General features: G+C 71.4%; 28 protein-coding genes, 1 tRNA gene and 5 pseudogenes. 16 read left to right on the forward strand and 18 right to left on the reverse strand.

What is annotated here, in order from left to right:
* Positions 1–6 precede the first annotated feature (6 nt).
* The 3 genes and pseudogenes from ACZ8AI_RS08035 (at position 7) to ACZ8AI_RS08045 (ending at position 1,244) form a co-directional block, all read left to right on the forward strand.
* Positions 7–372 carry a Dyp-type peroxidase domain-containing protein gene (locus ACZ8AI_RS08035; RefSeq protein WP_464857852.1) on the forward strand — a complete coding sequence of 122 codons (366 nt, stop codon included), beginning with the start codon at positions 7–9 and terminating at the stop codon, positions 370–372.
* Positions 323–805 (forward strand): annotated as a pseudogene (locus ACZ8AI_RS08040) (Dyp-type peroxidase domain-containing protein); the annotation flags it as partial. The gene ACZ8AI_RS08035 and the pseudogene ACZ8AI_RS08040, both read left to right, overlap by 50 nt.
* Before the next feature lie 85 nt (positions 806–890).
* Positions 891–1,244, forward strand: a complete 354-nt coding sequence (locus ACZ8AI_RS08045) for a hypothetical protein (protein WP_464858124.1) — start codon at positions 891–893, stop codon at positions 1,242–1,244.
* 133 nt (positions 1,245–1,377) lie between these two features.
* Here ACZ8AI_RS08045 and ACZ8AI_RS08050 read toward each other — a convergent pair.
* The 5 genes and pseudogenes from ACZ8AI_RS08050 to ACZ8AI_RS08070 form a co-directional block, all read right to left on the reverse strand.
* Positions 1,378–2,622: pseudogene (locus ACZ8AI_RS08050) on the reverse strand (5'-nucleotidase C-terminal domain-containing protein); the annotation flags it as partial.
* 22 nt (positions 2,623–2,644) lie between these two features.
* Complete coding sequence (locus ACZ8AI_RS08055; protein ID WP_464857853.1) at positions 2,645–3,622, reverse strand: hypothetical protein; 978 nt, start codon at positions 3,620–3,622, stop codon at positions 2,645–2,647.
* A gap of 228 nt (positions 3,623–3,850) precedes the next feature.
* On the reverse strand, positions 3,851–4,210 hold the full coding sequence (locus tag ACZ8AI_RS08060; RefSeq protein WP_464857854.1) for a hypothetical protein: 360 nt from the start codon (positions 4,208–4,210) through the stop codon (positions 3,851–3,853).
* Positions 4,211–4,266: 56 nt separating this feature from the next.
* Positions 4,267–4,983, reverse strand: coding sequence for a thiamine pyrophosphate-dependent enzyme (locus tag ACZ8AI_RS08065; RefSeq protein WP_464857855.1), 717 nt, complete (start codon positions 4,981–4,983; stop codon positions 4,267–4,269).
* Between the two features lie 58 nt (positions 4,984–5,041).
* Positions 5,042–7,681 carry a TIM barrel protein gene (locus ACZ8AI_RS08070; protein ID WP_464857856.1) on the reverse strand — a complete coding sequence of 880 codons (2,640 nt, stop codon included), beginning with the start codon at positions 7,679–7,681 and terminating at the stop codon, positions 5,042–5,044.
* 360 nt (positions 7,682–8,041) lie between these two features.
* Here ACZ8AI_RS08070 and ACZ8AI_RS08075 point away from each other — a divergent pair.
* The 5 genes and pseudogenes from ACZ8AI_RS08075 to ACZ8AI_RS08095 form a co-directional block, all read left to right on the forward strand.
* Positions 8,042–8,374 (forward strand): annotated as a pseudogene (locus ACZ8AI_RS08075) (glucose-6-phosphate dehydrogenase); the annotation flags it as partial.
* Positions 8,375–8,579: 205 nt separating this feature from the next.
* Entirely contained in the window at positions 8,580–9,302 is a 723-nt protein-coding gene (locus ACZ8AI_RS08080) for a hypothetical protein (RefSeq protein ID WP_464857857.1), read from the forward strand.
* Between the two features lie 4 nt (positions 9,303–9,306).
* Positions 9,307–9,483 carry a hypothetical protein gene (locus ACZ8AI_RS08085; protein WP_464857858.1) on the forward strand — a complete coding sequence of 59 codons (177 nt, stop codon included), beginning with the start codon at positions 9,307–9,309 and terminating at the stop codon, positions 9,481–9,483.
* Complete coding sequence (locus ACZ8AI_RS08090; RefSeq protein ID WP_464857859.1) at positions 9,462–10,091, forward strand: dienelactone hydrolase family protein; 630 nt, start codon at positions 9,462–9,464, stop codon at positions 10,089–10,091. Before ACZ8AI_RS08085 ends, ACZ8AI_RS08090 begins: the two co-directional genes overlap by 22 nt.
* Before the next feature lie 87 nt (positions 10,092–10,178).
* Positions 10,179–10,251, forward strand: a tRNA-Arg gene (locus ACZ8AI_RS08095).
* Between the two features lie 117 nt (positions 10,252–10,368).
* Here the strand turns inward: ACZ8AI_RS08095 and ACZ8AI_RS08100 are convergent.
* From ACZ8AI_RS08100 to ACZ8AI_RS08140, 9 genes are all read right to left on the reverse strand, one after another.
* Entirely contained in the window at positions 10,369–10,776 is a 408-nt protein-coding gene (locus tag ACZ8AI_RS08100; RefSeq protein WP_464857860.1) for a hypothetical protein, read from the reverse strand.
* A 184-nt stretch (positions 10,777–10,960) separates the two neighbouring features.
* Entirely contained in the window at positions 10,961–11,542 is a 582-nt protein-coding gene (locus ACZ8AI_RS08105) for a hypothetical protein (RefSeq protein WP_464857861.1), read from the reverse strand.
* An 11-nt stretch (positions 11,543–11,553) separates the two neighbouring features.
* Complete coding sequence (locus ACZ8AI_RS08110; protein WP_464857862.1) at positions 11,554–11,859, reverse strand: hypothetical protein; 306 nt, start codon at positions 11,857–11,859, stop codon at positions 11,554–11,556.
* A 249-nt stretch (positions 11,860–12,108) separates the two neighbouring features.
* Positions 12,109–13,200, reverse strand: coding sequence for an alkene reductase (locus ACZ8AI_RS08115; protein ID WP_464857863.1), 1,092 nt, complete (start codon positions 13,198–13,200; stop codon positions 12,109–12,111).
* Positions 13,201–13,249: 49 nt separating this feature from the next.
* The gene (locus tag ACZ8AI_RS08120) at positions 13,250–13,462 is read right to left on the reverse strand and encodes a hypothetical protein (protein ID WP_175477544.1); all 213 of its coding nucleotides are present in this window, start codon (positions 13,460–13,462) and stop codon (positions 13,250–13,252) included.
* A 51-nt stretch (positions 13,463–13,513) separates the two neighbouring features.
* Complete coding sequence (locus tag ACZ8AI_RS08125) at positions 13,514–13,966, reverse strand: MarR family winged helix-turn-helix transcriptional regulator (protein WP_464857864.1); 453 nt, start codon at positions 13,964–13,966, stop codon at positions 13,514–13,516.
* On the reverse strand, positions 13,963–16,986 hold the full coding sequence (locus tag ACZ8AI_RS08130; protein WP_464857865.1) for an MMPL family transporter: 3,024 nt from the start codon (positions 16,984–16,986) through the stop codon (positions 13,963–13,965). Before ACZ8AI_RS08130 ends, ACZ8AI_RS08125 begins: the two co-directional genes overlap by 4 nt.
* A 70-nt stretch (positions 16,987–17,056) precedes the next feature.
* Complete coding sequence (locus ACZ8AI_RS08135; protein WP_464857866.1) at positions 17,057–17,197, reverse strand: hypothetical protein; 141 nt, start codon at positions 17,195–17,197, stop codon at positions 17,057–17,059.
* A complete protein-coding gene (locus ACZ8AI_RS08140; RefSeq protein ID WP_464857867.1) occupies positions 17,197–17,694 on the reverse strand; it encodes a TetR/AcrR family transcriptional regulator in 498 nt (165 codons plus the stop codon). The genes ACZ8AI_RS08135 and ACZ8AI_RS08140 overlap by 1 nt, the downstream gene beginning before the upstream one ends.
* A 178-nt stretch (positions 17,695–17,872) precedes the next feature.
* On the opposite strand from ACZ8AI_RS08140, the gene ACZ8AI_RS08145 reads away from it, so the two are divergent.
* The 6 genes and pseudogenes from ACZ8AI_RS08145 (at position 17,873) to ACZ8AI_RS08170 (ending at position 22,172) form a co-directional block, all read left to right on the forward strand.
* Positions 17,873–19,354 (forward strand): mannitol dehydrogenase family protein, encoded by a 1,482-nt coding sequence (locus ACZ8AI_RS08145; protein ID WP_464857868.1) that lies wholly within the window; start codon positions 17,873–17,875, stop codon positions 19,352–19,354.
* A 568-nt stretch (positions 19,355–19,922) separates the two neighbouring features.
* Positions 19,923–20,267 carry a hypothetical protein gene (locus ACZ8AI_RS08150; protein WP_464857869.1) on the forward strand — a complete coding sequence of 115 codons (345 nt, stop codon included), beginning with the start codon at positions 19,923–19,925 and terminating at the stop codon, positions 20,265–20,267.
* 45 nt (positions 20,268–20,312) lie between these two features.
* Positions 20,313–20,438: pseudogene (locus tag ACZ8AI_RS08155) on the forward strand (HTH domain-containing protein); the annotation flags it as partial.
* Positions 20,439–20,628: 190 nt separating this feature from the next.
* Positions 20,629–21,009, forward strand: coding sequence for a helix-turn-helix transcriptional regulator (locus ACZ8AI_RS08160; protein ID WP_464857870.1), 381 nt, complete (start codon positions 20,629–20,631; stop codon positions 21,007–21,009).
* A gap of 85 nt (positions 21,010–21,094) precedes the next feature.
* The gene (locus tag ACZ8AI_RS08165; protein WP_464857871.1) at positions 21,095–21,466 is read left to right on the forward strand and encodes a VOC family protein; all 372 of its coding nucleotides are present in this window, start codon (positions 21,095–21,097) and stop codon (positions 21,464–21,466) included.
* Between the two features lie 49 nt (positions 21,467–21,515).
* Positions 21,516–22,172 carry a class I SAM-dependent methyltransferase gene (locus tag ACZ8AI_RS08170; protein ID WP_464857872.1) on the forward strand — a complete coding sequence of 219 codons (657 nt, stop codon included), beginning with the start codon at positions 21,516–21,518 and terminating at the stop codon, positions 22,170–22,172.
* A 10-nt stretch (positions 22,173–22,182) separates the two neighbouring features.
* Here the strand turns inward: ACZ8AI_RS08170 and ACZ8AI_RS08175 are convergent, their stop codons facing one another.
* Positions 22,183–22,428: a GNAT family N-acetyltransferase gene (locus tag ACZ8AI_RS08175; protein WP_464857873.1), complete on the reverse strand. Its 246-nt coding sequence runs from the start codon at positions 22,426–22,428 to the stop codon at positions 22,183–22,185.
* Here ACZ8AI_RS08175 and ACZ8AI_RS08180 point away from each other — a divergent pair.
* On the forward strand, positions 22,418–22,780 hold the full coding sequence (locus tag ACZ8AI_RS08180) for a hypothetical protein (RefSeq protein WP_464857874.1): 363 nt from the start codon (positions 22,418–22,420) through the stop codon (positions 22,778–22,780). The two genes, ACZ8AI_RS08175 and ACZ8AI_RS08180, sit on opposite strands and share 11 nt — an antisense overlap.
* On the opposite strand, the gene ACZ8AI_RS08185 is transcribed toward ACZ8AI_RS08180, so the two are convergent.
* The 3 genes and pseudogenes from ACZ8AI_RS08185 to ACZ8AI_RS08195 all read right to left on the reverse strand — a co-directional run.
* Positions 22,744–23,121: a VOC family protein gene (locus ACZ8AI_RS08185; RefSeq protein ID WP_464857875.1), complete on the reverse strand. Its 378-nt coding sequence runs from the start codon at positions 23,119–23,121 to the stop codon at positions 22,744–22,746. The two genes, ACZ8AI_RS08180 and ACZ8AI_RS08185, sit on opposite strands and share 37 nt — an antisense overlap.
* Before the next feature lie 48 nt (positions 23,122–23,169).
* The gene (locus tag ACZ8AI_RS08190) at positions 23,170–23,457 is read right to left on the reverse strand and encodes a hypothetical protein (protein ID WP_464857876.1); all 288 of its coding nucleotides are present in this window, start codon (positions 23,455–23,457) and stop codon (positions 23,170–23,172) included.
* Positions 23,458–23,683: 226 nt separating this feature from the next.
* Positions 23,684–23,995: pseudogene (locus ACZ8AI_RS08195) on the reverse strand (alpha/beta hydrolase); the annotation flags it as partial.
* On the opposite strand from ACZ8AI_RS08195, the gene ACZ8AI_RS08200 reads away from it, so the two are divergent.
* A complete protein-coding gene (locus ACZ8AI_RS08200; protein ID WP_464857877.1) occupies positions 23,912–24,205 on the forward strand; it encodes a hypothetical protein in 294 nt (97 codons plus the stop codon). The pseudogene ACZ8AI_RS08195 and the gene ACZ8AI_RS08200 sit on opposite strands and share 84 nt — an antisense overlap.
* Positions 24,206–24,323 lie beyond the last annotated feature (118 nt).

A 24,323-nucleotide genomic window follows, 5' to 3' on the forward strand; every position in this document is an offset into this window, starting at 1 on the left:
TCTTCAGTGACCTTCGACATGTCGTCGACGGTGACGACCGACCTGCAGGTGCTCCTCGCCCGCTGGTCGGCGTCGATCGCGCAGCTGCAGGCCGGCAAGACCGTCGGCAGCGTCGAACCCGCGCACGGCGACGGCGTCGGCGCGGACACGGGGGAGGCGCTCGACCTCGGCCCCGCCTCGCTCACCGTCACGGTCGGCCTTGGCCCCGGGATCTTCGACGAGCGCTTCGGCCTGGCGTCGAAGAAGCCGGCGCACCTGGCGGCGATCCCGACCCTGCCCGAGCGACAACCTCGACGCCGGACTCACCGGCGGCGACCTGTCCCTGCAGGCGTGCGCGGACGACCCGCAGGTGGCGTACCACGCGGTCCGTGACCTCGCTCGGATGGCCCGTGGCACCGCGACCGTCCGCTGGACGGTCCTCGGGTTCGGGCGGGCGTCGGCCGGGCCGGACCAGTCCACGCCGCGGAACCTGATGGGCTTCAAGGACGGCACCCGCAACATCAGCACCGACGAGGACTACGACCGGTTCGTCTGGGTCGACGACGCGGGTGACGGCGCCGGGGTGGATGACCGGCGGCATGTACCAGGTCACGCGGAAGATCCGGATGAACATCGAGATCTGGGACGCCGACGTCGTCAGCGACCAGCAGCGGGTGTTCGGCCGGACCAAGATCGAGGGCGCACCGCTCTCCGGCGGCTCGGAGCACACCACACCGGACTTCACGCGAAGGCGACGGGCGGCGGGACGAAGATCGACCCGACGTCGCACATCGCCCTCGCCGCGCACGAGGCGAACGACGGCGTGAAGATCCTCCGTCGTCCGTACAACTACACGGACGGGCTGAACCAGTACGGGCAGCTCGACGCGGGGACTGCTCTTCACGGCGTACATGAACGACCCCGAGCACTTCACGCGGCTGCAGCGGAAGCTCGGGGCGTCGGACCGGCTGAACGAGTACATCTCGCACATCGGGTCCGCGGTGTTCGCCGTCCCGCCGGCCCCGCGCAAGGGGTCGTACATCGGCGAGCAGCTCTTCCTGACCCGTCGGCGCTCCCCGCCGGCGCTCCTGTCGAACCCGGTGGAATCGGGCGTACCCGGTCCGAACTTCCGGGTGAGAACGCCCGGATTCACCAGGTACGCCCGGACTGACGTGGAGAGGGTGCCCTCCGTCGTTTCCCTGGAGACGGAGAGCACCCGCGTCGCGGAGTCCGCCGGGCGGAACCACCGTCCGGACGAGAGGTGACCCAGCACGACGCGTCGCGGTCCGGCAGGCCGAGCGTACCCCGCGCATCGCCGGACCCGCAGGGAGGTACCGGGATGGGACAGTGATGGTGACCGCCCGCCGACGCGGGCCGGACCGGTGCCGGCACCGCGCCTCAGGCAGGACGAGAACGGGCCGTCCCACCATGGTGAGACGGCCCGTCTGCCGGCCTGGAGGCGCGGTGTCGGTCCGTCAGGACCGTCGCGTCGCACGTCGCCCGGTTCCGGCGGACGAGCAGCGCGGTCGAGAGCCCGGCGAGGAGGAGCAGCCCCGCGGCGATCGCCGGACCGGTGATCTCGGCACCCGTGAAGGCGAGCTCGCCGTCGGCGCCCAGCACCGGCACGGTGCCGTCGACGACCCCGTCGCCGTCGAGGTCGACGCCCACCCCTCCGTTCCCGGCACCCGGTGTGGTCGGGTCCTCGTCGACGGGGGTGTTCGGGTCGCCGTCGTCCGGGTCGGTGCCCGGGTCGACGACGGCGGGCAGCGGGATCGTCACCGCGAGGGTGATCGTCCGGCCGTTCGGCAGCGTCACGACGAGCGGTTCGTCGGTCGTCGCGGCCGGTGTGGCGGCGGCGGCGGGGGCGACCGGCTGCGTCTCCGGCGCGGGTGCCGCACCCGGGACCGTGAACCGGAGCGTGGCCTGACCCTGCTCGTCCGTCGTGTCGACGATCGTCGTGTCGACCGCCGACCGGGCGAGCTCCGTTTCACCGGCGCTGACCGCGACCTCGCCGCCCTGGCCCGGCACGTTGCTGAAGACCAGGGACGACGGGTCGGCGGTGACGGCGTCGCCGGGCTGGAAGCCGCCCGTCGGGGTCGGCGTCACGCGGACGCCGATCGAGCGCTGGTCCTCCTGGACCTGGACCTCGGGGTCCGACTCGAAGTACTCGACCTGTGCCTCGGGGTCGACCTTGCCGCTGTCCTGCTTCGTGGCTGCGGCCGTGAAGGCCGCGAAGTTGTCGCCGCCGCCCGCGAGGAACGAGTTCACCGTCACCCTGTAGGTGCTGCCGGGCACGATCGGCTCGTCGCCCAGCGTCATCGAGGTGATGCGGGAGCCCGCCTCGGCCTTCGGGTCGTAGGTGTACGCGAACCCGTCCGAGACGCCGAGCTTGAGGAACGGGCGGCTGGCCGTCGACGGCTGCCACTGCTGCTCGAGCGCCTGCTGGATCTGCGCGCCGGTCAGGTCGAGGACGATGAGCGTGTTCGCGAAGGGCTGGACGACCGCGGCCTCCTTGTAGGTGACCGCACCGGCGGTGATGTCCGCGCGGAGACCGCCGGGGTTCATGAACGCGATCTGCGACCCCTGACGTTCGGTCGCAGCACGCCGCACATCGGCGACGAAGTTGCCGAGCGTCGACTCGCCGCGGTTCTCCGAGCCGTCCTGCTTACCGCGCGGCGCAGGTCGCGGTCGACCGTGCCGAGCTCGACGGCTCCGAGGCGATCGCCCTCGGTGACCGCCGCGCCGACGGTTGCGGCGACGGCCGCGTCCGGTCCGTACGTGCCGTCGACGAGCCGGATGTTCTCGGCGATCGGTGCGGTGACCGTGCCGTCCTCGGCGACGGCGAAGCTGCACGTGACCGAGGTTGAATCCGTACGAGCCGGTCTGGATCACCGGTCGGGCGAGCCAGTGCCGCCCTCGGGGACGACCGAGTGCACGTAGGTCTGGTGGGTGTGCGCGGAGGGGATCGCGGCGACGTCGGGCGTGACGCCGTGGACCGCACGGGCGAAGGCGCTGTCGCGGTCCAGGTCCCGCTGCCGCGGAGGTCTCGGCGCCGTCGTGCACGAGCAGCACCATGGCGTCGGCGGCGTCCTCCGCGACGATCTGCGCGGCGACCTTGTTGACCTCGGTCGTGATGTCGCCCATCACGAGCCCCTCGATGCCGTCCGGGCTGACGGTGGCCCTGACCGACCAGGTCGACCGTGGCGCCGATGAACGCGACGCGCTGGCCGCTGGTCTCCTCGACCGCGTGCGGGTCGAACGCGGGCTCGCCCGTCGCCTCGTCGAGGATGTTCGCGGAGACGTAGTCCCACTTCGCGTTCGGGTCGGAATCCGGGCCGATCACGCGGTCGCGCAGGTCGTCCTGCCCCTTGTCGAGCTCGTGGTTGCCGATCGCGCTGACGGACAGGTCCATCTGGTTCAGCACGTCGATGGTGGGCTGGTCCTGCTGGATGAAGGACTCGAACGTCGACCCGCCGATGTTGTCGCCGGAGCTGACGAACGCCGACGTGGTCGGGTCCTCGCCGCGCAGCTCGTCGAGCGCGCCGGCCAGGACCGCAGCGCCCGCGGCGTCGCCGTCGCGGGGCGTCGGCGCGCCGTTCGTCTGCGAGATGGACTGCGCGATCCGACCGTGGAAGTCGTTCACGTTGTAGAGGTCGATGGTGGTGTCGCCGTCGGCCGCGGCGGCTCCGGACGGCAGGGACAGGGCGACGCGGACACCGGCGGTGGCGAGTGCCGCGCCGCCGGCAGAGACGCCGCCGTCGGCGCGGGGGAGTGTGAGCGTTCATCGGCGTCGAACCTATGAGAACGCACAGCAGACCCGCCAGGGTGTGCCGCAACACGTCACGTGTTGTTCACACGGCCGGCGCGGGGCTCAGTCGCGGCCCAGGGCGCCCTTCACCCGCTCGACGGCCTCGGCCGCCATCGCCTTCGCCGAGTCCTTCACGACGCCGAGCTCCGCCGGGTCGCCCTTGAGCAGGCTCTTCGCGGTGTTGATCGCGTACTCGGCAGTGATGTGCGGCGGCAGCGGGGGGACGTTCCGGCTGACGTACGCGTCGATGAGCGTGACGCCCGGGTTCGCGAACGCCCGCTCGACGGCCGCCTCGACCTCGTCGTCACCGTGCACCGCGATGCCGGTGAACCCGAGGGCTCGGCGTACCCGGCGTAGTCCATCGACTCGACGTCCTGGGAACCGCGCCACATCGGGTTGCCGTCCTCGGTGCGCATCTCCCACGACACCTGGCCGAGGTCGTCGTTGTGCATGACCACGATGACGAGCTGCTGGTTCGGCTACGCCGCCATGTACTTCTTCACGGTGATGAGCTCGTTCATCCCGAGCATCTGGAACGCGCCGTCGCCGATCGTGCACACCGCGGGCCGGTCCGGGAACGCGAACTTCGCGGCGACGGCGTACGGCATCGCCGCCAGCATCGTCGCCAGCCGCCCGGACATGTCGCCGTGCATGCCGCGTCGCAGGCGGGTGTGGTGGCCGTACCAGTCCGCCGTGGTGCCCGCGTCGCAGGTGACGGTGACGCCCTCGGGGAGGTGCTCGTTCACCGCACGGATGACCCGGCGGGGGTTCGCGCCGTCGTCGTAGGCGACCTCGGCCTGGCGGGCCATCTCGGCCTCCCACTCGCGCATCTCGCCCGCGAGCTGCTCCTGCCACGACTTGTCCGTCTTCTCGGTGAGCAGCGGGAGCACGGCGTCGAGCGTCGCGCCGACGTCGCCCCAGAGGTTGAGCTCGGTCGGGTAGCGCAGGCCCATCTGCTCCGGCTTGATGTCGACCTGCACCCCGCGCGCCTGACCGGTCGCCGGCAGGTACTCGCCGTACGGGTAGTTCGTGCCGAGGAGCACGATCGTGTCGCACTCCTTGATCTGCGTCAGGCTCGGTCGCGAGCCGAGCAGCCCGACCTGCTGCGTGTGCCAGGGCACGTCCGAGGGCACGACGTCCTTGCCGCGCAGCGCCGTGATGATCCCCGCGCCGGCCTTCTCGGCGGCGGCGAGCACCTGGTCGGTCGCACCGCGGGCCCCGCTCCGACCAGGAAGGTGACGCGTTCTCCGGCGTTCACGATCTCGGCGAGCTTCGCGATCTCGTCGGCGGGCGGCGTGATGCGCGTGGACGGTGCGACGTCGCTCGACCGGGACACCCAGTGCTCGGCCGCGGGCGCCTCGTAGGCCATCGCCTGCACGTCGTGCGGGAGCACCCCACCACCGCCGGCTGCTTCCGGAGCATCGCCGTCCGGAACGCGGTGTCGACGACCACGCCGACGGCGTCCGGCGTGGCGACGGTCTCGACGTAGCAGGCCACGTCGGCGAACACCCGCTCGAGGTTCGACTCCTGCTGCGTGAACGTGCCGATCGACGCCAGACCCTGTTGCCCGACGATCGCGACGACCGGCTGGTTGTCCATCTGCGCGTCGTACAGGCCGTTCAGCAGGTGGAACGCACCCGGGCTCGACGTGGCGACGCAGACCCCGACCTCGCCGGTGAACTTGGCGTGGGCGGTCGCCATCAGCGCGGCGATCTCCTCGTGCGTCGGACGGACGTACTCGAGCGCTCGCTCGCTGCCGTCCGCCTTGCCGAGGGCACCGTCGAAGGCCCCGATGCCGTCGCCGGGGTACCCGAACACGCGGGAGACGCCCCACGCCTTGATGCGGTCGATGACGAAGTCGCTCACGGTGGTGCTCATGGCACCAGCGTGCGCGGGCTGCGGCCCCCGCGTTCTCGGGCTTCGGCGATGAGGGGACGGAGGGTGCGGTGCGCGATTCAGGAGCCCCTCGAGGACCTTCTCGTCGGTGCCGCCCCAGAGCGGGTCCTCGTGCTCGACGCTCAGCGTGCCGTCGAAGCCCGCCTCGTAGAGCCGGTCGACCACGTGCGGCCAGTCCACGACGCCACGGCCGGGCACCCGGAAGCGCCACCAGCCCATGTCCCACGGGTCGTCGCCCTTGTCGACCTTGCCGAAGAAGCCGTACTCGTTCCGCTTCCGGGGGAAGAGCTCGAGGTCCTTCGCCTGCGCGTGCACGATGTGCTCGGCGAACGGCAGGATCGTCTCGACGGGGTTGATGCCGATCCAGGTCAGGTGCGACGGGTCCCAGTTCAGGCCGAAGCCGAGACCGGTCACCCAGCCCCAGAGCTCCGGCGAGTACGCGAGGTTGCCCGGGTAGCCGTCGGGGTGCCAGCCCTCCATGACGCGGTTCTCGATGATGAGCCGCACGCCCCGCTCACCGGCGTAGTCGACGAGCTCCGGCAGCACCCGGTCGCCCTCGGCCATGTTCTCGCGCACCGACTTCGAGTTGTCGCGACCGATGAACGTGCCGACGTACGGCACCCCGAGGCGCTGCGCCGCGTCGATCGCGTGGAAGAGGTGCTCCTTGATCTCGGCGCGGCGGTCGAGGTCCTGGTGGAGGTTGTTCTCGTAGTAGGCGAACGCGCTGATCTCGAGCCCGGTGCGGTCGAGCAGGGCGCGGGTCGCCTGCGCGTCCTCGTCGGTGAACGTGGCCACCGGCAGGTAGGCGGCCTCGAAGTCGCGGCCGCCGGTGCCGGGCCACACGCCCACCTCGAGCCGCTCGTACCCCTGCTCGGCGGCGAACCCGGCGATGCGGTCCAGCGACCACCCGGGCAGGCACGCCGTCAGCATCCCCAGCTTCATTGGATCTCCCTCCAGCCACCGTCGGCGGCGCTGCCGATCACGGCGTCGATGATGTGCGCGGCCCGTGCACCGTCCGCGAAGGTCGGCAGCCCCTCGGGCCGCGCCGACCGGTCGTCGCCGGCCCGAACGGCGGCGTAGGTGTCCGCCACGAACGCGGCGAACGCGTCGAGGTAGCCCTGCGGGTGGCCGGACGGCACGAGGGCGAGCCGGCGCTGGTCGGGGACACCGAGCGACGGATCGCGGACGACGATCTGCGCGCCGCGCTCGTTGCCGAACCACGCCGACTCCGGGCTGCTCCTGGTCGAACGCCGCCGACCCGCGGGAGCCGTCCACCTCGAACCACAGCCGGTTCTTCCGGCCGGCCGACACCTGCGAGATGACGACGTTGCCGGTCCGGCCCGTGCCCGTCCGGAAGGTGGCGACCGCGGTGTCCTCGGTCGTGACCTCGGCGCGCGAGCTCGGGTCGAGGACGGGGTCCGGGTCGGGGGAGCCGGAGAACGACGGACCCGACGCCGCGGGACGGGTGGGGTAGACGATGTCGGTCACCGCGGAGACCGACGCGAACGGGTCACCGGTGACGAACTCGACGAGGTCGCACCAGTGCGAGCCGATGTCCGCGAACGCCCGAGACAGCCCACCGGCCCCGGCGTCGACGCGCCAGCTCGAGGCGTCCTCGTCGAGCATCCAGTCCTGCAGGTAGTGACCGTGCACGGCGAGCACCCGGCCGAGGTCGCCGTCCGCGATGCGCCCGCGGATCTCGCGGATGATCGGGTGGTAGCGGTAGACGAACGGCACCGTCGCGACGACACCGGCCTCTGCTGCGGCCGCGACGGGCTCGAAGGCCTGTGCCGCGTCGATCGCGAGCGGCTTCTCGCGCACCACGTTGATGCCGGTGGCGATCACCGCGAGCGTCTGGGGGTGGTGCTGGTCGTTCGGGGTGCAGATGTGGACGACGTCCGGGGCGTCCGCGATGACCTCGTCGAGGGACGCGTAGCCACGCGGCAGGTCGAGCTGCGTCGCGACCTGCTCCGACCGGGTCGCGTTCCGCCCGAGCACGCCCAGCACCTCTGCGCCGGCCGCGCGCGCAGCGCGCGCATGGACCCGGCGATCATGCCCGTGCCGACCACGACGACGCGCAGGCGTCGCCCTCCGTACCCACTGCTCATGGTGCTCCCTCGCGCCGAACTGGTCCCACCGTATCGGCGTCTCCCGGCCACGTGCCGGAACGCATGAGTACGTTCTGGGGCATGTCCGAGCCTCCAGACCTCCTGCTCATCCTCGGTGCCAGTGGCGACCTGTCGAAGCGTCTGCTCCTGCCGGGCCTCGCCCACCCTGCTGGAGGTGAAGGAGGACTGGGACGTCCAGCTCGTCGGTGCCGGCGTGGAGGACATCTCGGACGCCGACTGGAAGCAGCAGGTGCGCGAGTCCTTCGAGAACGCGCAGGCGTCGAAGAACGAGGACGAGGGCGCCGAGGCCGAGACCACGTTGTCGGACCGGCTGCAGGCCGTGGTCGACGCGTCGAGCTACCGCAAGGCCGACGTCACGAGCGCCGACGACCTGAAGGCCCTCCTGGCCGACTGCCGGCGCGACCCGGCGATCTACTTCGCGCTCCCGCCGGCCGTCACCGAGAAGAGCTGCGAGGTCCTGAAGGACCTGCCGCTGCCGGCCGGCACCCGCCTGGCGCTCGAGAAGCCGTTCGGCACCGACGCGGAGAGCGCCGAGCACCTCAACGACGTGCTGCACTCGTTCCTGCCGGAGGAGCGCATCCACCGCGTCGACCACTTCCTCGGCCGCTCGACGGTGCTCAACCTGCTCGGCCTGCGCTTCGCGAACCGCATCATCGAACCCCTGCTGTCGTCGCAGCACGTCGAGCGCGTCGACATCGTGTCCGACGAGACCCTCGGCCTGGAGGGACAGCGCCCGCTACTACGACAAGGCCGGCGCCCTGGTCGACATGATCCAGAGCCACCTGCTGCAGGTGCTCGCCGTCGTCGCGATGGAGGCCCCGGCCTCGATCGACGCGGACGACCTGCGGACCCAGAAGGAGCTCGTGCTGCGCGCCGTGCGGCCCTGGGGCGGCGACGTCGTCACGGCCGGCAAGCGCGCGCGGTACACGGCCGGCACCGTCGGCGACCGGTCGATGCCGTCGTACGTCGACGAGGACGGCGTGGACCCGTCGCTCGGCACCGAGACCCTCGCGCAGCTGAAGCTCGAGGTGGCGAACTGGCGCTGGGCCGGCGTGCCGTTCACCCTGCGGTCCGGCAAGGCCCTCGGCAAGCAGCGCCGCGAGATCCTCATCACGTTCAAGGACTCCCCGCACGTGCCCGTCGGGCTGACAGGAGCGGAGCGGCCCGACCGGCTCTGCATCTGGATCGCGCCCGACGAGATGCAGCTCGAGCTGAACGTCAACGGCCCCGGCGACCCGTACACGATCGACCACACCGCGCTCGAGGTGTCCTTCAACCCCGGACGGCTCAGCGCCTACGGCGAGGTCCTCGCCGGCGTGCTCGAGGGCGACGCGACCCTCTCCGTCCGCGGCGACAGCGCCGTGCAGGGCTGGAAGGTCGTCGAGCCGTTCCTGGACGCCTGGCGTGCCGGCACGACCCCGCTCGACGAGTACGCCGCCGGGGTCCGAGGGCCCCGATGCCTGGGACAACGTCGACCGCGTAACGTCTGACCACGTGACCACCATCGACGACGTCCTGCAGACCGTCCCCGCACCCGCCGGCTCCGACATCCGTGTCGAGTCCGTCCGCTACGACCACGACGGCACCGCGCTGCTCGGTGTCCTGGCGAAGGACGCCGCGGTGTCCGGGCCCGTCCCGCCGTCCTGGTGGTGCACGACTGGCACGGCGTGAACGAGCACGTCGAGGCGCGGGTCACCATGCTCGCCCGACTCGGGTACGTGGCCTTCGGCGCGGACATCTACGGCGAGGGCGTCCGTCCGGGCGACGACACCGCCGGGCAGGTCGCGGGGTCGTACTACCAGGACCTCCCGCTGCTGCGGGCACGGGCGCTCGCCGGGTTCGAACGGCTCCGGCAGGACCCCGACGTCGACCACACCCGGATCGTCGTGATGGGGTACTGCTTCGGCGGCTCGACCGCGCTCGAGCTCGCGCGGACCGGGGTGGACCTCGTCGGGGCGGTCTCGTTCCACGGTGGGCTCATCACGCACGACCCCTCCGACGCGTCGGAGATCCGCGCGAAGCTCCTCGTCCTCACCGGCGCCTCCGACCCGGTCGTGCCGGACGAGAAGGTCGTCGCGTGGCAGCACGAGATGCGCGCGGCACCGTCCGTCGACTGGCAGCTCGTCACCTACGCCGGAGCCATGCACGCGTTCGCCGTGCCGGGGACCGATGCGCCGGACCACGGCGCGCAGTACCAGGAGCGCGCCGACCGCCGGTCGTGGCAGGCGCTCGAGGTGTTCCTCGCCGAGGTCTTCGACGAGGAGCTCGCCGGGCTCTGAGGCCGACACGCCGAGCGGGCCGCTCGAGCCTGCTCGATTGGCGCCCTGGCCGCAGCTGTTGTAGAGTCTTCCAGGCCGCAAGGCCACGCGCTCGTAGCTCAATGGATAGAGCATCTGACTACGGATCAGAAGGTTGGGGGTTCGAGTCCCTTCGAGCGCACAGTACCGACAGGTCGGTACGACACCGAACAGAACGAAGCCCCGTCGCACTGCGACGGGGCTTCGTTCGTTCGACAGCCTTTCGTTCCGACCGCCCTTCGTGTCGGCACCCGCCGTGTCAGCCGCCGTACTCGGCGCAGCTGTCGGTCCCGCTGTAGCACGCCGGCACGTCGCGGCCCGGCAGCTGGAAGCCGTCCGGGGAGTGCCACCGGCCCTGCGGCACCGCGAAGACGTAGGCCGTGATCGGGACGATCGGCACCATGGTCAGCGCCAGCAGCAGCACGCCCCGCCGTCCGGTGCGAGCCCCGAGGATCATCGCGACCAGGAACGCGATCGGCGCGAGCACGAGCAGCACCTCGTAGGTGCGGATGGACGCGAGACCCTCTTCGCTGCCGCCGATCAGGCGGAAGGTGGAGACCAGGTTCCCGAACATCACGAACGGGACGGCGCACAGTACCACCACCGCGACCAACGCGATGCGGCGCTCGTCGTGCTCGCGCTGCGCACTGCCGCCGTCGCTGCTCACCCCGCGCGTCATCGCCGCGCACGACGTCGCCACCCACCATGTCATCCGCCCCCGTCATGGCCCGAGTGTCGCACACGTCGGACCCGTGTCGCCGAGCAGGCGGGTGGCTCGGCAGTGGGACGTGCTCAGGGCAGGCTGACCGCCACGACGAGGGCGACGAAGCCGAGTGTCACCGTCCCGACGATCAGGATCGTGCCGGCACCCCACGTGGTCGGGGTCGGCGACCGGCTCGTGCGACCTCGCGGACCCGCACCACCGGTTCGTCGTGCGCGGGCACGACCTCGTCGACCCGCTCGTCACGCCACCGACCCCAGCGCTCGACCCGGTCGTCGAGCGCGTCGACCACCGCGGCCAGCGCCTGCCGCCGTTCGGCACTGTCGGTGACGAGGTCGCGGGCGCTGATGATCGGTACATCCAGTCGTCGATGATCTCGACGTCGAGGCCGCGCAGGTGGTCGACGAGCCGGGCCATCACGTCCGGGGTGAAGACGGTACAGCGCGTCGCGTTCGTAGCCCGCCGGGCGGTACAGCCGGAAGTACCGGTCGAAGTCGCCCTCCAGCGAGAGCACCTGCGAGTCGCGGACGACCGACGAGGTGTGCAGCGGCCGCTTCGGGCCGTCCTCCGAGCGCAGCAGGATGTTCGGCAGGGCCACCGGCAGACGCATCGCGCAGTACCCGCCGAAGGCCGGCGAGGTGTTGTCCATCGTCGACCGGACGAGTTCGTGGTTCGCGAACTCCAACCCGCGCGGGCCCGGTGTCCGCAGCACGCGGTACAGGTTCAGTGACCCGCGACGGCGCATCGGGGCACCCCGGGGGGCCCCGTCGGACCGGGTTCGTAGGTCATCCCGTTCGCGGCCGCGAAACGCGCCAGCCGGTGGTGCACACGCTTCCGAGGGCGTCGTCGGTGCAGTCGGAACCACGCCCAGCCGCAGAGCACCCAGGCGAGCAGCATGAACGCGCCGATGGTGCTCTGGACGATGACGGCGGTGACCACGTCGTCGGCGCCCTCGGCGATGGTCTCCGGGATCCCGATGCCCAGGGCCAGGAAGCCGAGCGGGACGGTCCACATCGCGAAGCCGAGCACTAACCGGCGCGCGAGCCCGGAGGTGTCACGCGCTCCGGGGTGCGCGCGGACGAGCGACCGCCACGAGCGACGGACGTCCCGGCGGCGGACACGCTCGGTGAGCGCGGTGGTGTCGAGGATGGTGTCGGCAGTGCCTGCACGGTTCCCCCCTGGATCGCGGCCAGACGAATCTACCGGTCGTGCAGACGACGGACGGGAGGCGCGGTGCCAGCTGGCACCGCGCCTCCCGTCCGTCTGTGGTTCCGTCGACTACGCGACCGGCGTGCGCACCTCGGCCAGCGTCGGGTAGTCGGTGTAGCCCTCGGCGCCCTGGCCGTAGAAGAACTCCGGCCGCGGCTCGTTGAGCTCCGCGTCGTGCTCCCAGCGGTGCGCCAGGTCGGGGTTCGCGATCGCTGCACGGCCCACGCCGACGGCGTCCGCGTGGCCGCCGTCGACGAGGGCGATGGCCTCGTCGCGGGTGGTCAGCGAGCTGAAGCCGGAGTTCGCGACGAACGGTGCGCGGGCGGTGCGGCGGATGTGCTGGACGAGCTCGCCGGTCGGGTCGGCATGCAGGACGTCGATGAAGGCGAGGCCGAGCGGGGCCAGGCCCTCGGCCACGGCGGTGTAGGTCGCGTGGACGTCCGCCGGGTCGTCCTCGATGACGCCCTGGATGCCGTGCTCGGGCGAGAGGCGGATGCCGGTGCGGTCGGCACCGATGGCCTCGGCGACGGCCGTGGTGACCTCGACGGCGAAACGGGCGCGGTTCTCGGGGGAGCCGCCGTACTGGTCGGTGCGGGTGTTCGACACCGGCGACATGAACTCGTGCACGAGGTAGCCGTTCGCACCGTGCACCTCGACGCCGTCGAGTCCGGCGGCGATGGCGTTGCGGGCCGCCTGGACGAAGCCCTGGACGGCGTCCTGCACCTCGTCGGTGGTGAGCGCGTGGGGGACCGGCATGGCGGCCTTGCCCGTGGCGGTGTGGGTCTCGCCGGGAGCGGCGATGGCGGACAGGGCGACGATGCGCGGCGTCTGCGAGATGTCGGTGTGCGAGACGCGACCGCCGTGCATGAGCTGCATCACGATGGTGCCGCCCTCGGCGTGCACGGCGTCGGCGACGCGGCGCCAGCCGGCGATCTGCTCGTCGGTCTCGATGCCGGGCTGGCCGGGGTACGAACGGCCCTCCTGCACGGGCCAGGTGCCCTCGGTGACGATGAGCCCGAGGCCGGCGCGCTGCCGGTAGTGCTCGACGAGCAGGTCGTTCGGGATCCCGGCCTCGCCGGCGCGGGTGCGCGTGAGCGGGGCCATGACGATGCGGTTCGACAGGGGCAGGGCGCCGAGGGTGGCGGGTTCGAAGAGCTTCACCTCACGTGCAACGCGGTGTTGCGCACTGCAATTCCTGCTCGGGAGGGATTCAGTCGCGCGGGCAGACGAGCGTCGAGGAGCGGACCTGTCCCTCGGGCCGGATCACCTGGTGCCGCGAGAGCGGCTTGCCGCAGATCGGGCACCCGCGGTCCACGGTGCGGTCGTCGACGCCCTCGGGGTGGCCGGCACCGATCTGCGAGGGACCCATCTTCGCGATGAGCGTGCTGTTCCACCGTTCGTACCACTGTCCGAAGCGACCCACGGTCCGTCCTTTCGTTCGTGCACCAACCATTGTGCCACGAACGATCGCGGATCACACCCGGTCGACGCCGTCGACTCGTTCGAGGAGTTCGGTCAGCTCGTCCTTGAGGGCCTCGAGTCGTTCGAGCGGCCACCCCAACCGGTCGGCGACGGCCAGGGGGACGGCACGAGCGCGTTCACGCAGGGACCGGCCGGCCGTGGTGAGCGAGACCTCGAGCTGGCGTTCGTCGGTCGTGCTCCGGGAGCGGCGGAGGTACCCGGACGCCTCGAGCCGCTTGAGCAACGGGCTGAGGGTCGCCGAGTCGAGCCGCAGCTCACGGGCGATCTCGCGCACCGAGCGGGGGTCGTGCTCCCACAGCGCGAGCATCACGAGGTACTGCGGGTGCGTCAGGCCCATCGGCTCGAGCAGGTCGCGGTAGAGCCCGATGACGCTCCGGCTGGTCGCCGCGAGCGCGAAGCAGAGCTGCCGGTCGAGGGCGAGCGGGTCCACGTCGGTCTCGGTCATCCGTCCACCATACCGTTCGTGCGCGAATGGTCGGCAGGGGTGCGGTCGTGCGCCGGTTCGGTCGAAACATGTACACGCGGGTTTCGACATCCCACGAGTCGTTCGACGCGTGGGTTGTCGCAGATGCACGTGCATCTTCTGCGTGTGCATGTTTCGACGTTCCACGAGTCGATCGACAGGTGGGACGTCGCGAGATGCACGCGCATCGATCGACGACCTGCAGCGCCGCCCGCACCGCGAGCCGACGACCGGCAGCGCCGCCCGCACCGCGAGTCGACCGCCCGACCGCCGGCAGCGCCGTGCGCACCGCCAGCCGACAGCCCGGGTGCGGCAGCGCGCGCCCGGCCGCAACCGCCTGGAGGCGCGGGTCGGCCGTGTGGGTCGACCCGCGCCTCCGGGACGGGTGCGCTGGTGCCTACGCGCGGTGCGTCGGCGTGTGCCCCTCGTGCGGGTTCGCGTCCGGCTCGACGGCCGCGGCGTGGGAGCCGTGGTGGTCGCCGCTGCCCGCACCCTCGTGGCCGGCGACGGGGTGCGACCGCTCGAGCTTCGCACCCTCGACGTCGACGTCCGGCACGATCCGGTCGAGCCACTTCGGGAACCACCAGGCGCTCTGGCCGAGCAGGTGCATCGCGGCCGGGATGAGCAGCATCCGGACCACGAACGCGTCGATGAGGACACCGAACGCCAGGCCGAAGCCGATCGGCTTGATGGTCGACGAGTCCGAGGAAGATGAAGCCCGCGAAGACCGAGATCATGATGATCGCGGCCGCCGTGACCACCGCGCGGCCGGCGTGCAGACCGCGCTGGACCGCGACCTTCGCCGAAGCGCCGTGGGCGTAGGCCTCGCGCATGCCGGACACCAGGAACAGCTGGTAGTCCATCGCGAGACCGAACAGGATGCCGATCTCGATGATGGGCAGGAAGCTCAGGATCGGTGCGGGGTCGTGCACCCCGAACACGCTGCCGAGCCAGCCGAACTGGTAGATCGCGGTCAGTCCACCGAACGACGCCAGGACGGACAGGATGAAGCCCGCCGTCGCGGTGATCGGCACGAGGAACGACCGGAACACGATGATGAGGATGATCAGCGACAGGCCGACGACGACCACGAGGTAGAGCGGCAGCACGTTGGCGAGCTTCTCGGACACGTCGATGTTCGCGGACGCGTTGCCGGCGACGCCGAGTGTGGCCGTGCCGTCGTCGACGGTCACACCCTGCGACCGCAGGTCCTTGACGAGCTCCTCGGTGGAGACGCTGTCCGGGCCACCGGCGGGCTCCACCTGGAAGGCGATGATGTCGCGGTCCTTCGAGGCACCGATCGGCAGCACGGCCTTGACGTCGTCGTTCTTCGCGATCGCCTCGCCGATGGTGACCTCGGTCGCGGTGACGTCGTCCTTGCTGACCGCCTTCGGCAGGGTCGCGACGACGAGCAGCGGCCCGTTCTGGCCGGCACCGAACTCCTGGTCGAGCGCCTTGTAGGCCTTGTACTGGCTGGAGTCGACGGCCTCGGACGAACCGCTCGGCAGGCCGAGGCGCATCTGCGTGGCCGGCAGGGCGATCGTGCCGAGCACCGCGACGCCGGCGACGAGCGTGATGACCGCGCGCCAGGTCGACATCGGCTTGTTCGGCACGCGGGTCGACCCCGTGTTGCCGATCCGCGACCGCTCCTTCTTCCGCAGGATCCGCATGCCGATGAGCGACAGCAGCGCCGGGGTGAAGGACGTCGCGATGAGGATGGCGAAGAAGACCGCGACGGCGCCGACCGTGCCCATCAGGCCGAGGAACGGGATGCCGGTGATGTTCAGCGCGAGCAGGGCGACGATGACGGTCGCGCCGGCGAAGACCACGGCGTTGCCGGAGGTGCCGTTCGCCAGGCCGATCGACTCGTGCACCTGCATGCCCTGCTTCAGCTGGGTCCGGTGTCGGTTCAGGATGAACAGCGAGTAGTCGATGCCGACCGCCAGGCCGAGCATCACCCCCAGCACCGGGGTGACCGAGATGAACTCGACCAGGCCCGAGAAGGACAGCGACGCGAGCGAGGCCACGCCCACGCCGAGCACGGCGCTGACGAGCGGGATCGCGGCGCCGATGATCGTGCGGAGCATCAGGAAGAGCACGAGCGCGGCGATGATCACGCCGACGATCTCACCGGGGCCGAGGATCGAGGGCACGCCCTGGGCGATGTCGTTCGAGACGTAGACGTTCACACCGCTGATGTCGGCCGAGTCGGCGTCGTCGGCGATGGCGGTCTTCGTGTCGGCGGGGACCTCGAACGTCGACTTCGTGAACTGCACGGTGCCGATCGCGGCGCTGCCGTTCGACGAGACGAAGCGGATGTCCTTCGACAGGTCGAGCAGGCGCGCGTTCTCGTCGAGCTGCCGCTTGGCGTCGGAGAGCTTCGTCTTGCCGTCGTCGAGCTTCTGCTGCGACGCGTCGAGGGTCTGCTGCTGCGCGTCGAGCTGCTGCTGCGCCGCGTCCACCTGGGCCTGCGCGGCGCTCTGGGCAGCACCGGTCAGGGCGCTGACCTGCTGCTTCTGCGCGTCGATCTGCGCCTGCGCGGTCGCGATCTGCTGCTTGCCCGCGTCGATCTGCTTCTGGCTGTCGGAGATCGTCGTCTCCTGGTCGGCGATCTTCGACTGGCCGTCGGTGATCTTCTGCCGGCCGTCGTCGAGCTGCTGCTGGGTGTCGAAGCCGCTCGTCGCGCCCTTCACCCCGTCGAGCTTCTCGATGTCCTTCAGGAAGTCGGCGACGTCGGACTTCTGCGCGTCCGTGAACGCCTTGCCGTCCTTCGTCTCGAAGACGATCGTCCCGTTGCCGCCGTTCGCGGACGGGAACTTGTCGGCCAGCTCGTCCTGCACCTGACTGGTCTTGGTGTTCGGGATCGTGATCGACGACGAGATCGTGCCCGCGAACAGGGTGTAGGTGACGCCGGCGACCGCCATGATCACCACCCAGGTGATGATCACGAGCCAGTGGCGTCGTGCGGAGAACCGTCCGAGACGGTAGAGGAGACCGGCCATGCGGTTGCCCCGTTCCTTTCGTGTCAGGTGTTGTTGCGGTGGGGTGCGCCGGTGGACCCCTGGGGGTGGATCAGTCGGTGGGCAGGTAGCCGCTGCGGACGCTGTGCACGAGCCGCGCGAGCAGGGCATCCCAGGCGGCGACCGACTGCGTGTCGATCGCCGGTCCGGACGTGGACAGCCAGTGCTCCGCGATGACGACGATGCCGCTCATCAGTGACTCGACGAGCAGGGCGGCGTCGAGGGGTCGGCCGCCGGGTAGCGTCGCGCGACCTCGTCCCGCAGCCGCTCGGTCACCCGGGCGAACGCCGTCTGGGTGAGGACCGCGGCCTTCGGGTCGTCCTTGCCGGGGTCGCCGAGGATCCGGTACATGCTCGAGATCGCCGAGGCGAGGTCGGCTCCGCGTGCCGCGGACTCGAGCTCGTCGAACATGGACGCGCGGCTGCCGTCGCCGACCGGGGTCTTCGCCATGTCGGCCAGGAACCGGTCGATGATGACGGAGAGCTCCTGCTCGCAGACGGCCAGCAGGACCTCGTCGAGCGATCCGAAGTGGTTGAACACCGTGCGTCGGGCGATGTCGGCGCGGGCGGCCAGGTCGTCGACGCTGAACTCGCGGCCGCCGCGCTCCTCGACGAGGTCGCGGGCGGCCTGCAGGATCGCCGCACGGTGCTTCGCCTTGAGGGCGGCACGGCGGTCGATCGAGAGGGTCACGTGTACGAACACTAGGTGCATCGATGCACTCGGTGCATCTTCTACGAGTGCATCTTCAGGTTCGTCCCCCGACGAGTCCACACTGGCGCACCCGATCCACCCGCGCCCGGAAACTCGGTTCAGCACACCTGTGCATGGTTGACTGGACCGAGCCCGTCCGCCGTACGAAGGAGTACCGATGCCCGTCCGCCTGTCCCCGGAGACCCTCGACGAGATCGCCGCCAGCGGCGTCGCCGTCCCGACCTACGACCGCGACGGGATCACGGCCGGCATCGTCCACTTCGGCGTCGGCGGCTTCCACCGTGCACACCAGGCGATGGTCGTCGACCGGCTCCTCCAGCAGGGCGAGGCCCGCGAGTACGGCATCTGCGGCGTCGGCGTCCTCGAGCAGGACCGCCGGATGGCGACGGCGATGGCTGAGCAGGGCGGCCTGTACACGCTCGTCCTCAAGCACCCGGACGGCACCCGCGAGTCCCGCGTGGTCGGCAGCATCGTCGACTACCTGCTCGCCGTCGACGACCCCGACGCCGTCGTCGAGAAGATGGCGCACCCCGACACCAGGATCGTCAGCCTGACCATCACCGAGGGCGGGTACAACTTCGACCACGTCACCGGTGAGTTCGTCGCCGACGAGCCCGGGGTCGCCGCCGACCTGCGCGGCGACGGCCCGCCGCACACCGTGTTCGGGCTCGTCGTCGAGGCGCTGCTCCGGCGACGCGATCGCGACCTCCCGCCCTTCACGGTGATGTCGTGCGACAACATCCAGGGCAACGGGCACGTCGCGCGGGAGATGTTCACCGCCTACGCCCGGCTGCAGGACCCGGCGTTCGCCGACTGGATGGACGAGCACGTCTCGTTCCCGAACTCGATGGTCGACCGGATCACACCCGTCACCGCCGACGAGGACCGCGCCTGGGTCCGTGACGAGCTCGGCATCGAGGACGCCTGGCCCGTCGTCGCCGAGCCGTTCTTCCAGTGGGTGCTCGAGGACGACCACCCCGCGGGCCGTCCGCCCTACGAGCAGGCCGACGTGCAGATCGTCGACGACGTCGAGCCGTACGAGCTCATGAAGCTCCGGCTCCTCAACGCCAGCCACCAGGGACTCTGCTACTTCGGGTACCTCTCCGGGTACCGGTACGCCCACGAGGCCACGCAGGACCCCGCGATCGCCACGTTCCTGCGTCGCTACATGGACGAGGAGGGCACGCCGACCCTGCACTCCGTGCCCGGCATCGACCTCGAGGACTACAAGTCCACGCTCATCGAGCGGTTCCAGAACCCGGAGGTCCGCGACACCCTCGCCCGGCTCTGCGCCGAGTCGAGCGACCGGATCCCGAAGTGGCTGCTGCCCGTCGTGCGCGAGAACCTGGCCGCCGACCGCCCCGTCGCACTGTCCGCCGGGATCGTCGCGTCGTGGGCGCGGTACGCCGAGGGCACCGACGAGTCCGGCGAGCCCATCACGGTGGTCGACCGCCTGGCCGAGTCGCTCACGGCCGCCGCGAGGACCCAGCGCGACGACCGGCTCGCCTTCATCCGGAACCGGCAGGTGTTCGGCGACCTCGTCGACGACGAGCGGTTCGTCGCGGCGTACCGCGACGCCCTCGACGGGCTCCTCACGGACGGCGCGCACGCCACCGTGACGCGCCTGTCCCGTTCCTGAGACGCTCGCCACGACGGCCTGGAGGCGCGGTGCCAGCTGGCACCGCGCCTCCAGTCCGTCATCGGGTCGGGTCCGACGGCGGCGGTGGACGCCCGGTGGATCCCGTCCGCAGGGATGTCGGATCCGGACGGCGGATCCCGCGGATCCCGGTCCGGATCCGACATCGCGCGAACCGATACCGGCCCTGCTCCCCTCGCGACGCAGCCGATCGGAGCAGCATGGTCCGGTGGCGGACGTGTCGGACCGGTGGGTGCAGCGCCTCCGCGACGGCGTCGTGCCCCGGTCGTGGCCGGTGCACCCGTCGGCAGCTGACCGCGACCGCCGACGCGGTGTCGGCGTACGCTGACGTCCGTGGGGGATCGCCAGCGTTCGAGACCGTCAGACCAGGACACCGACCGGGGACCGCACGACCCCTACGCGCGCCGACCCGGGTACGTCACCGGCGCGGACGGCCGGACCGACACGTGGACGACCGCGGCGGTCGCGGGCGTGGTGACGGGCGTCGCCGTGCTGTTCTTGTCGGGTCTGCTGGGCGTGGCCGAGCTGTTCGCGTACCCGGCTGCAGGTGGTGATCGGCGCCGCAGTCTGGTTCACCGTCCGGACGCGCCGCCGGGCAGCGGACCGTCGCGTCGGACGCGCCCCGGACGCGGTCGCGAAGGCCCGATCGCAAGCCGTTGCCGACGCGAACGGCGGGCGGCGCTTCTTCGTTGCGCAGAACCCGGTGGTCGTCATCGTGATGGGTGGGATCTTCCTCGTGTTCGGCATCGTGCGACTCGTCGCCGCCGGCGCCTCCGCCGGGTCGGTCATCGTGACGCTCCTGCTGGCCGTGTCCGCAGTCGTCCTGATCGTGCAGGGGATCGGCACCCTCGTCGTCAAACGCCGACACCGGTCGCGAGCGGCCACGGAGAAGTGAGCCACGCCACGCGACCGATGCCGCCCCAGGCGCTATGGTCACGTCGTGAACCGGACCGACCGCCTGTACGCGCTCGTTGAGGAACTCCGCGCGGCGGCGCCCGGCCGCCGGACCGCCAGGAGTCTCGCCGAGCGCTTCGCCGTCAGTGTCCGCACCGTCGAGCGTGACCTCCGATCACTGCAGGACGCCGGCGTGCCCATCTGGGCCGAGCCCGGCCGGACCGGCGGGTACGCGATGGACGCCCGGGCGACGCTGCCGCCGCTGGGGCTCACCGTCGACGAGGCCCTCGCGGTCGCGATCGGCCTCGGCATCGCTCCGTTCGAGTCCCTTCCGAGACGCCGCCCAGAGCGCTGCGCGGAAGGTGACCGCGGTCCTGACGGAGGACGATGCCCGCCGCACCACCACGCTGGCGCGACGCGTGCACCTGCTCGAGTCCGGTGGACGGGAGCCCGCGCCGACGGCACTCGCGAGCGCCCTCACCGGCGGCCGTGTCGTGCGGATGCGGTACCGCGACGCCGGGGGATCGGACACCGAGCGCGCGGTCGAGCCCCTCGGGTACATCGGCAAGGGCGAGGACTGGTACCTCATCGCCTGGTGCCGGCTGCGCGACGGCGTGCGTGCGTTCCGGGGCGACCGGGTGCTCGACGTCGTGGTCACCGACGAGGTCGCGCCGCAGCGGGTGGTCCGGATCGACGAGCTCGACATCCCGCACGGTGTCCTCCGGCCGGTGCTCGGCGCCTGATCGCGGAAACCCCGACAGGACGGTGTCGCGGGACCCGAGGATGCTCGACCCGGGAGGTCACGGAGGCCGCCCGGGAAGGCACACCATGGAGTTCGCATCGATCCGGATCATCACCGACGACCTCGACGGGATGGTCGCGTTCTACGAGCGGGTCACCGGGTCGGTCGCCCGCCGGCCCGCCCCGGTGTTCGCCGAGGTCGTGACCGGCGGTGCCGTCCTCGCGCTCGGCACCCCGGCGACCGTGGCAGCGCTCGGAGCGGGAGCGCCGACGGCGGGGGCGAACGGGAGCGTGATCGTCGAGTTCCTCGTCGACGACGTCGACGCGACGTTCGAGGGTCTGCACGAGGGGCTCGACGACGTGGTGCTGCCGCCGACGACGATGCCGTGGGGGAACCGCTCGACGCTGTTCCGTGACCCGGACGGCAACCTCGTGAACCTGTTCAGCCGTCCGGCCTGACCGCTCCGACACGATCCGCCGATCGAGGTCCTGCGCTAGCGTCGACCACATGTCCGGGATGCTCGCGGCGCTCGACCGGTGGAACGCCCGGCACCCCTGGTCGCACAACCAGGCCTACAGCCGGGTCGTGCTCACCCACGGCCGTCGAGCACGGGTCGGAGGCGGCCCGTTCCGTGCGCTCGACGTCGGGTGCGGGACCGGCGTGCTCGCGAGCCGTCTCGCCCTGGAGTTCGACGAGGTCGTCGGGCTCGAACCGTCGGCGCCGACGGCCGAGATCGCGCGACGCACGGCGGCACACCTGCCTGCCGTGCGGATCGTCGAGGGGTCCCTCGACGCCGTCGGGCACGAGCAGTTCGACCTGGTGACGTTGGTCGCCGTGCTGCACCACCTCCCGCTCGACCCCGCGCTGCGCCGACTGCGGCACCTCGTCCGTCCGGGTGGTCGGCTCGTCGTCGTCGGTGTGGCGGCGGAGACGCGACGCGACCTCGGCTGGTCCGTGCTCTCCACGGTGGTCAACCCCGTCGTCGGAGTGTTCCGGCACCCTCGTCGACGCAGTGGTCCCGCCCGCGCGCAGGCCCCGACCGCTCCCGCCACCGAGACGTTCGAGGAGATCCGGACGCTGGCCGCCCGGTACCTGCCGGGCATGCGGATGCGCCGCGGACCCTTCTGGCGGTACGTCCTGGTGTGGGAGGCCGTCGCGGTCTGAGGGTGTGCGCTCAGCCGCCGACCGCAGCCGCCACGTCGTCGTCCCACGGCACCGGCGTCACGGAGCCGGTCACCCAGTCGCGGCGGAGGATCCCGTAGGCCACGGACGCGACGGGCGCGGCGCCCTCGACCGGCCAGGCCTCGCGGTAGTGCGCCTCCTTGACCCAGCCCGACCGCACGAAGACGCGGCGCATCGCCGTGTTGTCCTCGCGGGTCTGTCCCTCGAAGCGTGTGACCTCGCCCATCGTGCGGAACACGTGGTCCGTCGTAGCCCGCAGCGCCGACGGGACCGATGCCCTGGCCGCGGAACCGGCCGGCGATGCGCAGGTCGAAGAGCGGAACGGGATCGGCGAGGTCCTCGAGCCGGACGATGCCGATGCGGCCGTGGTCCTCGTGCTGCAACCAGTACGTGTCGTGTTCGTCGTCGCGGAAGGCGCCGGCGTCGATCGCGGCCTCGGCGTCTGCGTGGGCGATCGTGCGGCGGACGTGGAACGGGAACTCCTCGCCGGTCAGGAACGCGACGAGGTCCGCACGGTCGGCGCCGGTCGGGTCGAGCCGGACGAGGGTGACCGTCACAGGTACGGCCTCGGGTCCAGCAGTTCGACGTAGTGGCCCGACGGGTCGAGCAGGTAGACGCCGCGGCCGTCGTGCTCGGTGTTCGTCTCGCCGGGGCGCTGCCGCTGCGGGTCGGCCCAGTGCTCCCGACCCTCGGCGGTGATGCGGGCGTACGCGCGGTCGAAGTGGTCGTCGTCGACCAGGAACGCGTAGTGCTGCGGCGGGAAGTCGATCGGCACCGCTGCGAACTGCAGCAGGACGCCGTCGGGCAGCTGCAGGTTGGTGAACGGGCCCCACGACGGGGCCTCGGCTGCTTCGAGGAGGTCGACGAAGAACGCCGCGGACACCGCGGGCTCCTTCGCCGCGATGATCGTGTGGTTGAACGATGCGGTCATGGCGCTCACAGTAGCGGTGTGACCGCCCGCGCCACAGGGCAGCCGTCGTCAGTGCCGCAGGGTCGCGGCCCACCGGGCGATCGAGTCGTACGCGTGCTCGCGCACCTCGGGGACGGACAGCACGACGTCGTGGAGCGCACCGTGCAGCCGCCGGACGGTGACCTCGCTGCCCAGCGACAGCGCCCGGTGCGCCACGACGTCGACGTTGAGCGCGACGTCGGCCCGGGCCATGCCGTCGTCCCACGTGGGCTGCAGCATGCTCTTGTCGCTGAGCATCACGAGCACCGGGACCTCGAGACCCAGCCCGGCCTCGACCGTCGCCTGCCCGTCGAACACCGCGGCGAGCCAGCCCGGGTGGAGCGGGAAGCCCCGGTCCGGCCGCCACTGCTGGTCGTACGTCCGATCCCTCGCCGGCGCTCGACACGGTGCGCGTGTAGAAGCCGGGGTCGACCGCGGGCATCGGCGCGAGCGGGTTCCGGCGGGCGCCGAGCTTGATCACCGGGGTCACGAGCGCGCGGCCGACGGCGTTGGCCTGGAACTCGAGCCACGGGCTGTTCAGGACGATCCCGGCGACGTGTTCCGGGTGCCGGGCCGCCCAGAGCGACAGGGTGAGTCCGCCCGTGGAGTGCCCCATCGGCACGAGCCGCCGCCCCGTGTCCCCGCGGCGGTGCTCGGCGGTGATCACGTCGAGCGCCGCGGCGATGTCCTCGTCGTAGGTGCTGAGGTCGTCGACGAAACCGGGCGTCTGCCGGGGTTGCAGGCTCCGGCCGTACTTCCGCAGGTCGAGTGCGTGGAACCGGGCGCCGAGCTGTTCGAGTCGCTCGGCCAGTTCGACCTGGAAGAAGTAGTCCGACCACCCGTGCACGTAGAGCACGTCGACGCCGTGCAACGGGCCGTGGGCGTGCAGCAGCAGGTCGGCCGCCGAGCGTCGACGCCGGACGAGGGTCGCGACCACGGGGCCTTCGGAGTCCTCGCCGAGGGGGAGCTCGAGCCGCTCGAACGCCGCCCCGAGGACGTCCTCGCGCCAGCCGTGGTCCGCCATCGGTCGAGCGTATCCGCCGGGGTCCACGCCGTCCGCGGGTAACGATCCGTACCGTCTCGGGCCTTTCCCAGCGCACGTGGCGGACTTCTCCGGAGAAGTCCCGGCGGTTGTCCGAACAGGGCTGGGACGCTCCGGGAACCGCGAGGGCGGTGGATCGACA

It is taken from the genome of Curtobacterium sp. AC273, assembly GCF_979253735.1.